Source organism: Photobacterium sp. NCIMB 13483 (assembly GCF_003025475.1).
Classification (GTDB): domain Bacteria; phylum Pseudomonadota; class Gammaproteobacteria; order Enterobacterales; family Vibrionaceae; genus Photobacterium; species Photobacterium piscicola.
The window spans coordinates 155,090-171,192 of record NZ_PYLV01000002.1 but is presented as its reverse complement, the minus strand read 5'-3'; the positions used below and the strand labels follow the sequence as shown (position 1 = coordinate 171,192).

At 34.8% G+C, this 16,103-nt stretch carries 18 protein-coding genes; 8 read left to right on the top strand and 10 right to left on the bottom strand.

The features are described 5' to 3' along the window. Nucleotides 1-53: 53 nt before the first annotated feature. Nucleotides 54-737: an AraC family ligand binding domain-containing protein gene (locus C9I86_RS02695; RefSeq protein WP_080155963.1), complete on the bottom strand. Its 684-nt coding sequence runs from the start codon at nt 735-737 to the stop codon at nt 54-56. A gap of 260 nt (nt 738-997) precedes the next feature. On the opposite strand from C9I86_RS02695, the gene C9I86_RS02690 reads away from it, so the two are divergent. Next, nucleotides 998-2,116 (top strand): 1-acyl-sn-glycerol-3-phosphate acyltransferase, encoded by a 1,119-nt coding sequence (locus tag C9I86_RS02690; protein ID WP_080155962.1) that lies wholly within the window; start codon nt 998-1,000, stop codon nt 2,114-2,116. A gap of 88 nt (nt 2,117-2,204) precedes the next feature. On the opposite strand, the gene C9I86_RS02685 is transcribed toward C9I86_RS02690, so the two are convergent. Further along, the gene (locus C9I86_RS02685) at nt 2,205-3,125 is read right to left on the bottom strand and encodes a LysR family transcriptional regulator (protein WP_107275548.1); all 921 of its coding nucleotides are present in this window, start codon (nt 3,123-3,125) and stop codon (nt 2,205-2,207) included. 234 nt (nt 3,126-3,359) lie between these two features. Here C9I86_RS02685 and chrA point away from each other — a divergent pair, with 234 nt between their 5' ends. Next, the gene (gene chrA, locus C9I86_RS02680) at nt 3,360-4,508 is read left to right on the top strand and encodes a chromate efflux transporter (RefSeq protein WP_107275547.1); all 1,149 of its coding nucleotides are present in this window, start codon (nt 3,360-3,362) and stop codon (nt 4,506-4,508) included. 166 nt (nt 4,509-4,674) lie between these two features. After that, complete coding sequence (locus tag C9I86_RS02675) at nt 4,675-4,971, top strand: hypothetical protein (RefSeq protein ID WP_107275546.1); 297 nt, start codon at nt 4,675-4,677, stop codon at nt 4,969-4,971. A gap of 43 nt (nt 4,972-5,014) precedes the next feature. Here the strand turns inward: C9I86_RS02675 and C9I86_RS02670 are convergent, their stop codons facing one another. Beyond that, on the bottom strand, nt 5,015-5,560 hold the full coding sequence (locus C9I86_RS02670; protein ID WP_080155958.1) for a DUF1439 domain-containing protein: 546 nt from the start codon (nt 5,558-5,560) through the stop codon (nt 5,015-5,017). A gap of 67 nt (nt 5,561-5,627) precedes the next feature. Beyond that, nucleotides 5,628-6,506 carry an RNA polymerase sigma factor RpoS gene (gene rpoS, locus C9I86_RS02665; protein ID WP_080155957.1) on the bottom strand — a complete coding sequence of 293 codons (879 nt, stop codon included), beginning with the start codon at nt 6,504-6,506 and terminating at the stop codon, nt 5,628-5,630. Nucleotides 6,507-6,958: 452 nt separating this feature from the next. Between rpoS and C9I86_RS02660 the strand changes: the two genes are divergently transcribed. Continuing rightward, entirely contained in the window at nt 6,959-8,203 is a 1,245-nt protein-coding gene (locus C9I86_RS02660; RefSeq protein ID WP_369924884.1) for an Nramp family divalent metal transporter, read from the top strand. Nucleotides 8,204-8,244: 41 nt separating this feature from the next. Here the strand turns inward: C9I86_RS02660 and C9I86_RS02655 are convergent, their stop codons facing one another. From C9I86_RS02655 to C9I86_RS02640, 4 genes are all read right to left on the bottom strand, one after another. Next, nucleotides 8,245-8,511, bottom strand: coding sequence for a hypothetical protein (locus tag C9I86_RS02655; protein ID WP_107275545.1), 267 nt, complete (start codon nt 8,509-8,511; stop codon nt 8,245-8,247). A gap of 131 nt (nt 8,512-8,642) precedes the next feature. Next, nucleotides 8,643-10,091, bottom strand: a complete 1,449-nt coding sequence (locus tag C9I86_RS02650; protein ID WP_107275544.1) for a tyrosine-type recombinase/integrase — start codon at nt 10,089-10,091, stop codon at nt 8,643-8,645. 378 nt (nt 10,092-10,469) lie between these two features. Then, complete coding sequence (locus C9I86_RS02645) at nt 10,470-10,979, bottom strand: carboxymuconolactone decarboxylase family protein (RefSeq protein ID WP_107275543.1); 510 nt, start codon at nt 10,977-10,979, stop codon at nt 10,470-10,472. Nucleotides 10,980-11,011: 32 nt separating this feature from the next. Then, a complete protein-coding gene (locus C9I86_RS02640) occupies nt 11,012-11,614 on the bottom strand; it encodes a glutathione S-transferase family protein (protein WP_107275542.1) in 603 nt (200 codons plus the stop codon). Between the two features lie 121 nt (nt 11,615-11,735). On the opposite strand from C9I86_RS02640, the gene C9I86_RS02635 reads away from it, so the two are divergent. Further along, nucleotides 11,736-12,275, top strand: a complete 540-nt coding sequence (locus C9I86_RS02635) for a TetR family transcriptional regulator (protein WP_107275541.1) — start codon at nt 11,736-11,738, stop codon at nt 12,273-12,275. A gap of 454 nt (nt 12,276-12,729) precedes the next feature. On the opposite strand, the gene C9I86_RS02630 is transcribed toward C9I86_RS02635, so the two are convergent. Both C9I86_RS02630 and C9I86_RS02625 read right to left on the bottom strand, forming a co-directional pair. Beyond that, nucleotides 12,730-13,107, bottom strand: a complete 378-nt coding sequence (locus C9I86_RS02630; protein WP_080155952.1) for a cupin domain-containing protein — start codon at nt 13,105-13,107, stop codon at nt 12,730-12,732. A 99-nt stretch (nt 13,108-13,206) separates the two neighbouring features. Continuing rightward, nucleotides 13,207-13,455 (bottom strand): DinI-like family protein, encoded by a 249-nt coding sequence (locus C9I86_RS02625; protein WP_107275540.1) that lies wholly within the window; start codon nt 13,453-13,455, stop codon nt 13,207-13,209. Nucleotides 13,456-13,723: 268 nt separating this feature from the next. On the opposite strand from C9I86_RS02625, the gene C9I86_RS02620 reads away from it, so the two are divergent. From C9I86_RS02620 to C9I86_RS02610, 3 genes are all read left to right on the top strand, one after another. Next, entirely contained in the window at nt 13,724-14,203 is a 480-nt protein-coding gene (locus C9I86_RS02620) for a YbhB/YbcL family Raf kinase inhibitor-like protein (protein ID WP_107275539.1), read from the top strand. A gap of 99 nt (nt 14,204-14,302) precedes the next feature. Beyond that, entirely contained in the window at nt 14,303-15,076 is a 774-nt protein-coding gene (locus C9I86_RS02615) for a helix-turn-helix transcriptional regulator (protein WP_107275538.1), read from the top strand. Between the two features lie 123 nt (nt 15,077-15,199). Beyond that, nucleotides 15,200-16,087: a LysR family transcriptional regulator gene (locus tag C9I86_RS02610; RefSeq protein ID WP_107275537.1), complete on the top strand. Its 888-nt coding sequence runs from the start codon at nt 15,200-15,202 to the stop codon at nt 16,085-16,087. Nucleotides 16,088-16,103: the final 16 nt, after the last annotated feature.

The window sequence follows — 16,103 nt, the reverse complement described above, 5'->3', positions numbered from 1 at the left end:
ACGTGATGAATAATGCCCATTACGATAATGGGCATTATTTTGTAGAGTCAGTTTTATTTTTGAAAGGGTTTACCTAAAATCGCCATTGCAAGAGCGTCCAGTAGGACTTCGGATGTATTTAACTGGGCTGCTATTTGCGGTAATTTTCTTCCTGAACGGATTAGCTTCACTGTCTCACGCATAGTGATACAAGCTTCAAATTCTTTTAAGGTCATCCCTAATACCGGCTCTATTGCTTGAACAGCCGATTTTTCAGTGACTTTATTGCCATTAAATAATAATGCCAATGCACTATGGTACTGTTTATTGATAGCTGGTGATAACGATTGTGTTGACGCTGATAGGGTGGATACTTGATCCGCTATCACTTTAAGTAAGCGTCCTTCTACACCATCCCAGTCGTGATTTTCTGCTGGCTGTTTTTCCAGTTCAATTAGCAGAGCATCAAGTAGTGGTGTAACCACAAAGAAGCCCGTTTCACGGCAGAGAGGCTGTCGCAGGCGAATTGAAAAAGCAACGTTGAAAAAATGCGTGCCAGGTAAAATAGTTACCGCATGTAAACAATCAAAGGGAACCCAAAAGCCATGTCCTTTGGATACGAGGTGTTCATGTTTACCCAACCGTATTAATATGCTGCCGCTAGTAACAACAATAAAATAGGCGTTGTTACTTTTACGACGAGAACCGACGAAAAGAAAAGGGTGTTCGTTTTTAGAAAACTCAATGGCTTGTTTCATAATGTCTCTCTAGCTCGATATCTTGCACATATTCGGCTGTTTTTATTACCTCGTCAACAACACATAGGCGACAATAGTTAAAATCAGTGTATGATTAGTCACTTTTGCATTAAATTGTAGTTTTAATAATTAATAGTGGTTGAATTTTCAACGACATCATGTGGTTAGACCTCCAACCATTTCCCTTATTGACGTAGGTTATTTGGTAAAACAACATTTATCAGTAGAATAGCCAAGTTTTTTCAAGATGAAGCATTATTGTGTGTATAGATAACGATATTTATAAAGAAATCCGCCCTTACAACGATAACGAAGTTAAAGGGGCTATCAAACGCCTTATTGATGATAGAGATTTTATCAATGCTATTTTAAAATACCGCTTTCCTCATGCATCCGGTATGTTTGGCTGGCTACTTATTCCGTTAATTAAACGTTTTCTTGTTAAAAAGTGGTCAAACGTTGCAAGTGTTAAAGATGTGCAAGACTATGTTGCTAAGTATATGCGTGCAACCATTGCTCATTCTTGTGACGGTGTAACGACAACAGGATTAAATAAATTAGATCCAAATAAAGCTTATTTATTTGTTTCTAACCACCGTGATATTGCGATGGATCCTGCGATGGTGAACTGGTGTTTATTCAATGAGAACTTCAATACTGTTCGCATTGCAATTGGCGATAACCTGCTTAAAAAGCCATGTGCGACTGAATTGATGCGTTTGAACAAGAGTTTTATTGTGAAACGTTCATCAAAGGGGCCGCGTGAATTAATGAAGTCATTAGGCCTACTTTCTAGTTATATTTCACATTCCTTAATGACGGGCAATAATATTTGGATTGCACAAAAGGAAGGTCGAGCAAAAGACGGCAATGATAAAACTGATCCAGCCATTCTAAAAATGTTTTTTATGGAAGGACGTAAGCAAAAATTACCTTTTGCTGAGTTTATGAGTGGTTTAAATATTGTTCCTGTCTCTATTTCATATGAAAATGATCCCTGTGATTTAGCTAAAGCCCAAGAGCTTTACCAAAAAGAAACCACTGGTACTTATGAAAAATCTGAATTTGAAGATATTGAAAGTATCGTACAAGGCATTGTTGGTCAGAAACGCCGTATTCATATCAGCTTTGGTGATGTAATCACTGATGCACCAGAAACACCGGATGAACTTGCAGCTATAATTGATAAGCAAATAACTGAAAATTATCATTTATTTCCATCGAATTATATCGCAGCAGAGATTGAATCTGATCAAGTAACGGCAGAAGAAGAGCAATTATTTGCCCAGAAACTGGCAGATCAACCTCAAGGTGTACAGGCTATATTACGTCGAATGTATGCTTTACCTGCGCAAAAGAAACAAACAGTAGCAGAATAACGTTCCTTTAAATATAAAAACGCGGCCATCACGGTCGCGTTTTTTGTTTCTCGATAACTGTAATAGCATCATCAAAACATAATAAGTTTTATATCACTCGTGGACTCTTGTACGGAGCTTGTGCCATTCGCTCTGCCATAAAATCGATAAAGCAACGTACTTTAGGTGCTAAATACTTTCTACGTGGATAAACAGCATAGATAGGTAAATCGACCGTTGTTTTCCATTCGGGAAGTAACTGAATTAATTTATGGTTCTCCAGCTCATCAGTCATTAGATAAGTCGATAAATAGGCAATCCCTAAGCCACTCACCGCAGCGTCTAACACTGCGGGGGCATTATCTATACGGTAATTCCCTCGAACACGAATAGATTGCTGTACGCCATCACGAGAGAAAGCCCAGTTAACATATTTACGTTCACGGCTTTGATAAGTAATACAGTTATGGCGACGCAAATCACTGGGTGTTTCTGGTTGGCCATGTTGAGCAATATAATCGGGTGATGCGACTACAACAAACTCACATGTCGCTAATTTTCTGGCTACCATACCTTCAGGCGGATGCTCATGAATGGCTATCCAGCAATCAAAGCCTTCTTCTAATAGATTAGGACGATGATCAAAAAGACTAATTTCTAACTCTAATTCAGGGTTACTTTTTTGAAATTCAGCTAAAGCGGAGGTAATGTGAATATTGCCAAAAGATTGGGCTATGCCAATTCGAAGCACGCCTTTAATCTCATTACGGTAGCCTGCGACCATTGCTTCAGCTTCATTAACAGTATCAACCAACTGCTGACCATAATCCGCATATTGTAAACCGATTTCAGTTAACGCAACCGTGCGCGTACTGCGTTGAACTAACTGACACCCTAAGCGTTCTTCTAAAAAGCGCACTTGTTTACTGACTTGAGATTTAGAGATGCCTAATCTATCTGCTGCTCGAGTGAAATTTTGTTCATGGCCGATAGCTGCCAAGATGACCATTTGTTGAAGATTTTCTAACATAAGCATCGACTCTTGAAGAGAAAAGCAAAGTAGGAGAACTGTATATGACTTTGCTTGTTATTACATAAGAAGAATATGATTTCTATCATAGAGGATTATGTGCATTATGAAAATGATATGACGCAATAAAGAAATTAAACATCGATTATATTAATGATATGTATCTGTACAAACGATTTTAGTAATAGAAGAACAATCGTTACAATCATGACTTCACTATAGGAGATGTGATTAATGGTAACGGTTTTTTGGCAGTTTTTAGTGTTAGGGCTATGTAGTTTCGGTGGCCCCGCAGCGCATATAGGCTATTTTCAGCAAGCGTTTGTCGTTAAGAAAAAATGGCTTACTGATGAAGATTTCACACAAGCTATTGCGTTATGTCAGTTTTTACCCGGCCCAGCGAGTAGCCAGCTTGGAATGTATATTGGATATAAAAAAGCAGGTTATATAGGATCGATTGCTGCTTTTATTGGTTTTACTTTACCATCGTTTGCATTATTAACTTTCCTTGCTGTTGCAAATAATAAATTTGGTAGCTCTGTTATTGTTGAACAGATTATTACCGCTGCAAAATTATTAGCGGTTGTGGTTGTTACTGATGCTTTATGGGGAATGATAAAAAAGAATTTAACTTCTATCCCAACTATTACAACAGCATTATTAACCATGACGTGGTTAATGTTCAGTGATGGTTTACTCGGTCAAATATTCCCTATTATTATTGCTAGTATAGTGGGTTATTTATGGTCATTTAAAACACAGCCAGTAGTTAATAAGCATTTAATTAAGCCCATTCGACCACATATTGGATTAGTTATAACTTTTTTAGGGTTATTAGCATTATTACCTTTTATTGCAGCAACAAACGATAGTATTAAATTATTTTCTATTTTCTATCAAGCGGGCAGTTTTGTTTTTGGTGGTGGGCATGTGGTGTTACCATTATTACAGCCAATGCTTGATGGTATGGTCACAGATAATACCTTTTTAAGTGCTTATGCTTCAGCACAATTAGTACCTGGACCTATGTTTACGATGGCCAGTTACCTAGGTGCTTCAGCTATGCCAGCAATGCCTCTCTGGGGGAGTGTCATTGCAACTGTTGCGGTTTTTCTACCAGGTAGTTTATTGCTATTTGCTTTTCTTCCTGCTTGGAAAGCATTATTTAGTCATCCTCGTTTAATACAAGCAATTTTATTAATAAATGCCTGTGTGGTGGGTTTATTGGGAAGTGCACTTATTAATCCGGTAGTAACGAGTTCAGTTAAATCAATTACTGACGTTATCGCCGTTGTTATAGGGTATATTTTAATTAAAAAGTATCAATGCCCCGTGTGGCTATTAGCTATTTTATTATTAATATTTGTAATTATAGCTTCTTGATAACGGAGCAGAGTGTAATAGCTCTGCTTTTTTTATAACATCTAACGCACTATAACTTTATAATTTAAATGAAATATACCATCATCCATAAACTTAAACTTACGTAAGCTTAAATTCAGATTAGCTTGTTAAAATAACCTGTTATTAATTAAACTGAATGTTTAAAATGGATAAAAATCAAAGAATACGTTTAAACATCACCAACTATGATGTACTACGCGCAGTAAAAGCAGAAATTAAACAAAGTGAAGCTCGTATTACTCGACGAATATACATCGTCGCTATTTTGTCAGTTGCTACAATTATATTTGTTCTTATGCTTATTATTACTAGTCAAACGCCGTCAATGAGGGATTATGCAGCAGAAGCAATGAAGCGTTCTTTTGAAGCAGAAAAGTCAGTAAAAATGATGGATGAAACCTTAAATCAGCATATTTTAAAACAATCAGAAAATAGTCAATAAAAAAGCTCTTATATTAAGAGCTTTTTATATGTACAGTTATTTATTACCAATCTAAAACTAATTTATGGTTTTCAATCACTAATTCAGGTTTGGTTTTTTTCAAAAGTGCTTGTTCTATTTCATTATCATTCAGTTTATACACCGGTTTTGTCGATAAAATTTGGCTTAAGAAAGAAACAATAGGCGTGATAACTGGTTTGGTTAACACATTGTTTAGCCTCTGCGGTGTAACATCTAATGATTCAATATTTAGATCTTTTAAGTAAATAGCACCTTGATCTTGGTTGTAATAGGGGATAGCACTAAAATTCGCTTTAATTGATATATTTTGAGTCGCTTGTCCCATTAACTCTAAATCAGCCGTTGCCGTCGCTGCGACATTGACTTTATTTTTAGCGACTCGTCCAATTCCTACTTTAATATTATCAAACTTGCCCGTTGCATAAGCTAACCCTTGAATACCAACTGAATGATTAAATTGGGTTTCTTTATTTAAGTAAGATTGCATTTCATTTTCAGTTACACCGTAACTAGCACAACCTGAAAAGAATAAGACAGAACCTGCAACCAATAATGATTTTAAATGCATAACAAACCTTAACTAGAACAATAAAAGAGCGCCTGATGCGCTCTTTTAAATAATAGTAAACAATCTATCATGCTGTGTCAGCAAATAGTATTGAGATATCATAATTATCCCGTTGTAAATAATTACGGAGTTTTTTCAATGAAATAACTTGTAATTGACGAATACGCTCACGGGTTAATCCTACTTCATCAGCCACTTCTTGAAGTGTTTGTGAATCGTAACCCAGCAATCCAAAACGACGACAAATGATTTCCTTATCTCGAGGTGGTAAGGAATCAAGAATAGAGGTAGTTATATGCTTAATATCCATCTCATCTAAATGTGCATCAGGCTGTAATTCTTTATCATTAGCAAGAAAGACAGCTAGCGATTGTGAATTAGCATCATCGTTGATTGTTTGATCGTAAGATATAATCGGAGCATCGTAAGATAATAGGGTGGTAATATCATCAACATCACGGTTTAGCGTTTTCGCGACATCTTCATCTTTTGGCTCTTTATTTTGACTATGCAATAAACTTTTATGCGTCCGTAAAATAGTATTGATTTCTTTTGATACATGAACAGGTAAACGAATTGTTCGACTTTGATTATGGATTGCACGTTCTATCGTTTGTTTAATCCACCATGTCGCATACGTTGAAAATCGAAATCCTTTTTCTGGATCAAATTTATCTACCGCAGTGATAAGGCCAATATTACCTTCATCAATCAGATCACTAAATTGAATAGAGCTACCACGATAACGTTTAGCAATATTCACCACTAAACGTAAATTACTCTCAATCATTACCTTCTTAGCACTGTTATCTCCCGTTAGGGCTTTACGGCTATAAAGAATTTCTTCAATTTTAGAGAGAAGTGGTTTCATCGAGATATCACGAAGATATAATTGAATAACATCATTTTCAAAAGCATGTGTTTTACTATTTACTTCAGCTTCCATATTACATCCCTTTTTAAATATCCATTTCGCATCATAGTTGTAGCAATAGCGTATACTGTCGTGTTTATTATCAATAAATAACCTTACAAAAATATGACTATTTAAAATAATAAAACAAACATATATTTGATAAGCATTAATATTTTCTATTTATAATGCGTTAAGGATATATAAATCAACAAGACGACAATATCGATCTTTTTAAAAAGATAAAACACTCTAATACTTATTCTTGACAAATGATCACAATTTTTTGATGTTGATGACATTTTTAACATTAAAAATGATAAAATTTACAATCTCAAATTAAAATAGCAATCATACCAATAGGTATTAACTATTAATATCGCAAAAACCATAAGTGGAACATAAGCACTCATATTTATTAATTAAATGATATTGATTCTCATTTGCATCTTAAGTAAAGTAGGCTCAAGACAAAGGAGTCACTTATGAATAAAGCATCTATTGCACTTTATATGCAGCCAACCCCATTTAGCTTAAAGTTAAAAAAGAAATTACTTTTATTAGGCCCTGCATTTATTGCTGCTATTGGTTATATTGATCCAGGTAATTTTGCTACAAATATTGAGTCGGGTTCAGCCTTTGGTTATCAACTTTTATGGGTCGTTCTGTGGGCTAATTTAATGGCGATGTTGATTCAATATCTGTCAGCTAAATTAGGGATAGTCACAGGTAAAAATTTAGCCGAACATTTACGAGATCATCTTCCTAAATGGGCAATTGGTCCTTATTGGATTCAAGCCGAAATAATAGCGATGGCAACCGATCTTGCCGAGTTTATTGGTGCTGCTGTTGGTTTTCAATTATTATTTGGTATTAGCTTAATGGAAGGGGCTATTATCACAGCAATTGCAACAATGATGATATTAATGCTTAATAACAAAAGCCAAAAACCGCTCGAAGTCGTTATTGGTGCTTTATTATTATTAGTTGCCGTTATTTATATATTTGAATTATTTATTGCACCGCCAGCATCACATGCTTTAGTTACTGGATTAATTGTTCCAACATTAAATAGTCCTCACCAAATATATTTAGCCGCAGGTATTCTTGGTGCAACAGTAATGCCACATGTTATTTATTTACATTCAGCATTATTTAAAAATACGTACGGCGAAAAAGTTTCAACACGGTTACGCTCAACAAAATATGATGTATTAATTGCAATGGTTATTGCTGGGTTTGTTAATATCGCTATCGTAGCAATGGCCGCCGCAGTATTTCATTATTCTGGTAATAAAGATATTGCTGAAATAGAAACAGCATATAAAACATTAACACCGTTAGTGGGTAAATCAGCATCAGTTTTATTTGGTATTTCGTTAGTAGCATCAGGGCTTTCATCAACAGTTGTCGGCACAATGGCTGGTCAAGTTGTAATGCAAGGCTTTGTTAAATTTAGTATTCCAATGTGGGTGCGTCGTTCAATCACTATGATCCCATCATTTGTCGTTATCGCTCTAGCGGTTAATACTACTGAGATTTTAGTCATGAGCCAGGTGGTGCTTAGCTTTGGTATTGCACTTGCAATCATTCCATTATTATACTTTACTAACAGCAAAGTCATTATGGGTAAATACAAAAATAATAAGGTTGTTTCTATATTAGGCTTAGTTATTGTCGCTATTGTATTAGCATTAAACTTATATTTAAGTTATACATTACTCGCTTAAAACTACAATCATAAGTCCTTTGTTAGCTCCCGTTAATATTATTAGCGGGAGTTTCTTTTATGACAATTCTTTTTCTTATATAATTCATTAAGTGCTTTATATTCTCGTTTTAAATCTTCATATTCTCTTTTTGATGCTGTCGATAACATCATTGGTAACCTTTTTTTAAAGCTATCTATTCGAGTCTCTAACCCTGTACAAGGTAATAGAGCATATTGTTGAGTATACTGTTGAAGTGTTAGAGCCGAGCTTGATGCCGTGAAAATAATGAACAACATCAATAATAATGTGCGTATAAATATCAACATAATTAATCCAATTTGTTATTTTTTACACGATAACATTTCTTTTAATATATAGCAGAATATGATGCTGTTATTATACTTAGGATCAATTTTTCACAATAAATATTGAAACAAAATGTCTATAGTGTGAGGTATTAACGACCTGGAGTTACACCTTGTAATTCATCATCAGTTCGACGGTCATAACGCTGGGTTGTTGTAATACTACTGTGTCCCATAAACTTACTAACTAATAATAAATCATACCCTGAGCGTAATAAATTCGTTGCGACTGAGTGACGAAAATCATGGGGGGATATTTGACGAGAAAACCCCAATAGATGAATATGTTTACAAAGATCATTTAAAGTTTGAGTTGTTAAACGTTGTGACGTTAATTGCTGGTACCGATTAACACCACAAAAGAAAGTAGATATTTGTTGTGAATGTTGAGAACGGATATTAAGCCATTTTTCAATAGCGGCATAAAGATCACTACTTTTTGAAAAAGGGACATAGCGTTCTTTATTACCTTTACCCATAACACGTATTTTGCATAAATAAAGGTCAATATCATTGATATCAAGCCCAATGACTTCTGCACGACGTAAACCTGATTCATACATTAACCAAAAAATGGCATTGTCTCTTAATGCTTTTATTTTATTCGATTGTGTTAAAGTTAGTGCCGATATTTGGTCAACATCTGAATAACTTAAATAACGTCCACTTGATTGCCGTGAGCCTCGCGGCAGCTTTATAGCCTTAATTCGTTGTAAGGTTTCAATCGAAATCGATTCCGATAACCAAGCATGGTAAGCAACACCACGTAACATTCTTAATAAATTATCAGCCGTAGCCGGTGCATAATCTTGTTTTCTATCACTACTTTTCATGGTTAAACGTGAAGATAAAAAGGATTGCATTGATGTTTGTAATACGGGTGCATAAAGAACACTATACCAATCCATTCTTTCTATACATGACCTTATACAAAAACAACTGAATGCTTCCAACATAATTTTCGCTTGAGACGTAAATTCAATCGCTAATGTTTTTTCCGTAATAAGAGCAGGAAGCCAACCTTGTTCTAAATTAATAGAAGGGTGGTTTTTAATTGAAAAATTACTGATAGCATATTGCCAGGTTTTGTATTGGGCTGTTGAAATCTGTTGCTGTTGATAAAAATAATCACCCACAGTGAAAAGTGCTTTTTTTAAGGGATTAATGTGTAAGTTTTTTAGTGATCGCTGTGGATCATAAAATAGCCCCTTCATCTGAGCTTTTCTTTTTGCACGATGGATAAGAAAGGCGGCCATTGCTTTTTCAATAAGAGTAGGGCTCGTTAATAGTGTGATCCAATCCATTCGATCGAAGGTTGATCCCAACATAAATCGACCAAATCTTTCTATTGTGTAACGAGCATTTGCTTGACCACCGGTCGTATCTGTCGCAGCCAATGAGTTTATATATGCCAATGCTGGATTAGCTATAAATTGATCCCTTTGACGGATTTGTTGGCCAACAGCTGTTTGTTGACGAAGTGTTCCCGGCCTAAGATTAAAGTCGTTATGTACTAGCGCGTTTGAAGGGGCGATCGTCATTGATTATAATCTTTATTCTTGATCTGCTATAAGAGATATTATATAAGACTGATAAATTAAAACCATATAAATCTGTTACTTAGCGAAAAATAGCAAGATCATCAAAATCAATAAACACAGTTATTATTGATTAAAAAATAACCACAAAAAAGAGGCTGAATTTTTATTTTAACGGGTGATGTGTGGAAATGTTAAACTATTTTAAAGTGTTACGTTGTAACTTATAGGGTGTTTGTAGGGAATAATAGAAGAGTAAAGATCATAGATCAGATACGGTGTCATATTAAAAAGTAATACTAAACCGTATCTAAGGGGGATTATTTAATATCATGATAACGAAATTTATATGATATGAGTGTTGCATAACAAGACAGATAACTAGTGATTATTATTTAAAATACCATCGATAAATGTTCTTTTAGAGAGCGAACAGCACACTGCTGCAAGACGCATCGCAGCATCAATACTTTGCTCTGTTTCATTACGTGCTAGCAAACTATTCACGTGAGAAGCAAGACACATATGGCCACCATTCATTAGCGAAACAACGACACACGCATAATGATAAGCAGTTTCATTTTTTATATTCAATGCGTGTAATGGTTGAAAATGAAGGCTATTTAAAGACCCACCTTGTTTGATATCAACAAATTGTCTCGCAATAAAATAAGGGTTAGTAACACCCATTCGTGAAATAGCATATTCAATATCTTGTAACGTATCCACATCTGGACGTTTGATCTGTTTACTAATATTTTCAACAACATACTTACTTTGAGAATTTAAAGCAGCCGCCCAAGTTGCATACACTAAATTATCGTTTGTTAGATCTGTTTGCTTTGTTAACAGCGATGACAGAAGGGCTATTTGATCATCAATTACTGACATGAATAAATACTCATACTATGAATGTAAATAAATTAAAGAAACGTTGGTTGAATAAACCCAGCTAATGATTTGATGTTATTAAGCCAATTTTGAATATTTTTATAGTTATCTAAACTAAAAGAAGCTTCATCAATAAAGAGCAGTGTTGAAGCAACAGCAATATCTGCAATGGTTGGCGTATCGTTAACTAAAAATACGTTACCTTCTAATTGAGTGTTTAAGATCTGTAAAGCGCCATGCGTTATCGTTTCACATTGTGGCAATAATTCTTCAGGTAACATTTTAAAAGCAGTAATTAATCGTGCTTTTTCAATTCCTTCATATAATTCATTACTGACTAAAGATAATAGCGAATCAATCTTAGCTGCGGTTGCAATATCGGATTCTGGATACCAATGCTCAGTTTGAGATTTTCTCGCTAAGTAACGCAAAATAGCCATTGAGTCAGTGACGATCAAGTGATCATCTGTCATGACCGGAACTTTACCTAGAGGGTTAATCGCTAAGAATTCAGGTGATTTTTGTTCGTTCTTACTCAAGTCAATAATTTGATCTTCAATATTAAAACTAAGTAGTGATGCAGCCAATCGCGTACGGTAGCTAGGTAAGGAATATGGAAAGCTATATATTTTCATTTTAATCTCTTTTTACACAAGTCTGTGTAAATTATTATAAGCTACTTTTTTTGAAACACAATCATTTTTACACAGACCTGTGTATAATCAAAAATAACGAATAAATAAGGCAATATAACAAATGACCAAACGGCAGAAATTAATTACGGGTTTTCTAGAACTAGCACAAAAAGAGGGTATCACTCAGACGGGGGTTGATACGATTGCTGAACACACTAAAATATCTAAGAAAACAATTTATAATAACTTTGGCAATAAAGAGGGGTTGGTAATCGAGGCATTAACTTCGTTTAGCCATAATATTCAACAAAATTGGGCTGAAGAATGGAATGTTATTGAGGATAAGAAAGAATTAGTTTTGGCTCGATTTAGTGAATTAGAAATGTTAATAACTAACCAACAATTCTATGGTTGTATCTTTATGGTTGCTTGTCGAGAATTTTCAGATGCACAGCATCCATTGCATCAGTTAGCAGTGAAGCATAAGCAGGCTTCTTACATTGAAACGCAAAAAAGATTGACTGCATTGGGCATTGAAAATTCTCAGTTAGCTTTTCATATTGAATTACTTTATGAAGGACTCATTGTTAAATTAATCGCACATAAAGACGTAACATTAATTTCAGATACAAAAGAAATTATACGTAATCTTATGAAATAAAAGAAGTACAATCAGCATTGTACTTAGACACCATAAAAGAATAACCACTCGAGATAATCAGAATATTGAGCGGTATTCTATCTGAGTGTAAATGCGTTGCTATTATTTTCTAAGGTACTCAGTACGATAGCCACAAATGCATAAAATGATACTTTTGCCTTCGAGATATTCTGATTGTCCACATTTTGGACAGACGAAATTTTTTATTAAAATATACATAAACACACCATATTATTTAACATATGTTCAATATATAGGATTAAATGATTGAGTCAGAATAGTTTTAATAACATGCGATAAAAACCACAAAATAAAAATAAGTGATGCATTTTTTTTCTAAATTATTGCTAATGCTTCCCAAAGCTAGTATTAATCAACACATTGTTTTATCTAAAAAAACTCTCACTTTAAAGAAAAAGAATGAGAGTTTTTTATACAACAATTTTGCTAATAATTACTTATCAACTTCAAAACCGAAGGTTTTATTCTGGATATATACCATGTCACAATCAGTGGTGTAGACAACACTGTGGATTCGGTTTGCTTTGATATAACCAGTTTGACCTGCTTTTAAGATCATCGGTTCGCCATCATTTACTAATTCACCATCAACACGAAGATGAAATTGAATAGCGATTTCGCCCGTTACAATAATAGACATATCATCATGTGGGTGATGGTGAGCATCTTCCACTGTGCCGGCTTTCCAACGTTCAAGTAATGCTGTTACACAATTGGTATTACTTTCATCTGTATCTCGAAAACTAAATCCTGGAAACTCAGGATCAACGGTAAAATCAGACCAAATGTCTTTTGAAATAAATGTATTCATAATAAAGGCTACCAATAAATAACAATAAACCTATTATAAACACTTATTAGTAACGTCATCAGTATCAATTTAGTAAGCTCAATGTGCAATTATAACGTATTACATATCGTAATTTGGTTGTTCTAACCAATCATCAGCTTCATCAAACATCGCTTCGAGTTGTAATTCAACTTGTTGTTTATCTTCTTTTATACCACCCAATACGCTTATTTCATTACTTCCGCCTAAACGTACACGTACTAATGCATCAGGCCATGAGATTGCCATACGTCGAGTAAATTCGGATTCAACCTGACAAAAAGTAGCTTCAGGCACATTATTTTTGTTAAGCATTAATTCAATACGCATATAAGTCCATCTATTATACTGGATAAAATAACACTGATTATAATTACAGTATAGTTATCTAGACAATTCAATTTATTTATGGTCTTGATTGGAAGAGCTTATTAACCTAATTCTCTATTCATCATATTATTTACAGATAAAAACATCACCAGAACACAAAAAGAGTCAAAAATAATATAATCAAGCGTTAATTTGACACTTAAAGGTGAAAATAAATCAAAAAAAACTCGTATAGTAATGCCATCGACAACAAATAGAGCATATAATCATGTCAACATTTACAATGACAAGTAACAGTATTACTGAAGGTCAACACCACGAAAAACGTTTTTCATTTAATAGTTTTGGTAATGATGGCGATAATATTTCACCGCAACTTGCTTGGGAAAATGCACCCCAAGGTACAAAAAGTTTTGCAGTAACATGTTTTGACCCAGATGCACCGACAGATTGTGGTTTCTGGCATTGGCAGGTAATTAACATTCCAGCATCAACACAGGAATTAGCTGAAGGGGCATCTTCACATCTTGCCGCTGGTTTAGAAATGCGTAATGACTATGGTTTTAATGGCTACGGCGGCGCATGTCCTCCTGAAGGTCATGGTGTTCATCGTTACATCTTTACAGTATGGGCATTACCATGTGAGAAGCTAGAAGTACCTGATGATGCTTCATGTGCATTAGTCAGTTTCATGCTTAATGGTACAGCACTCGCTAAATCAACCATTACAGCGCATTACCAACGCTAATAATGTTGATTAAAAAGAAAAGCCTCAGTAATAGTAAAATGTTATGGGGCTTTCTTGTTTGATAGTATTAATAACAGCAGATCGATAAAGGGGAATAGTTTGGCTTCAGTTGTTCAGTGCATCTATTATACAGGGCAAAAATCACAATCATTACGTAATGTACCCTTCATTTATCCATCGGTAGTTTGGGTGCAAACTGGTGTCAAAAAGCTGCAATGGCAAAATGATTGGATAAGCATAGATCGTAATAATTGGTTGCTAACGGCCGGTCATTCACAACATACATTTATTAATGAGCCCTCAAAAAACACTTTTTCATCATTACAATTGTGCTTTTTAACGCGACCTAGTACAGCTCTTATTCAACGTTCTCGTCAACATTCTCATCATAATACTGCGCCCAATTACTTGTTTGATGAAGAAGGTGAGTATCTGCTTATGAACTTGGTTAACATGCCAAAGTCATTACCGTGTAACGTTCAGCAGTGTTTGGTTAATGCTTTCTTTGAATACTTAGCCAATATCGGCAAGCTTCATCAACTGTTTAGTTATCAAGATTTATCATGGCGCGACAAATTGGTAGAGTTATTTAGACAGCAACCAAGCGAGCATCATAGTATTGAATCAGCCTGTCAGCATTTAGGATTAAGTAAGTCGACATTAATTCGACGTTTACGTGAAGAATCAGCCCAGTTTCGAGAAGTTTTAGCAGAGTTGCGAATGGGTTATGCATTGACACTATTACAGCAACAACATTATACACAACTTGATTTAGCACAGTTATGTGGTTACCAGTCAGAAACACGTTTCGCACAGCGGTTTAAGAAACAATTTGGTTTATCACTAAAAGAATACCAACAAACAATGACTTAGATTTAAATAGACAGTTGTAATAAACGATAAAAATAAGTGACTGCATAAGATAATTGATAAGAATACAGTTATCATTTATTCTTTTTATCATAATTTATTGTAATGATCTTATGCGAGCGCCAGATGATAAATCCGCAATGGTTAACAACCTTTAAAACACTAGTCGAAACCGGACATTTTACTCAAACCGCTGATCTTTTACATATGACACAACCAGGTGTTAGCCAACACATCAAAAAATTAGAACACGCTTGTGGTTATGAACTTATAACACGCTATAACAAACAATTTGAAATCACCGAACAAGGGTTGCGAGTTTATCAATTTGCCGAGCAGCAAACACACCAATATCAAACGTTAATGAATGACTTACAAACAGACAGTCCTTATGAAGGCACCTGCAAGCTTGCTTGTTCAGGCTCATTTGCATTATCGTTATATCCCCAGTTATTACACTTACAGCAGCAACATTCTAAATTGCATTTTCATCTAGAAGCCGCCCCTAATCATAAAATCTTAGATAACATTGAAAGTAATACGATAGATATGGGCATTGTTACTCAACAACCAGTAAACGATCTCTTTAAAACCACCTTAATCGGACAAGAAGCCTTATGTTTAGTCTTACCGCTACATTACAAAGATCATAATCTTACAGATGAAACCCTAACAACCTGCGGCCTTATTGATCATCCTGATGCACAATATTATTTATCTAAATACTTTCTACATTGTGGTCATAAACATTTAGCCGCAGTTAAAATCGAACAATTACCAATCACGAGTTACATCAATCAACTAAATCAGATTCTAGTTGCTGTTGCGGAAGGTATTGGCTTTACCGTATTACCACAAAGTGCCATTGACCATTTTACGAATAAGCATAAATTGTATGTTGTATCCCCCCCAAAGTTAGTCACTGAACAACTTTTCATTATTCAAAAACAGCACCGCCAATTACCTATTCGTTATCAAACCGTGACCTCATTATTAGCATCATTATGTCAATAAATAATTAAATTGGTGA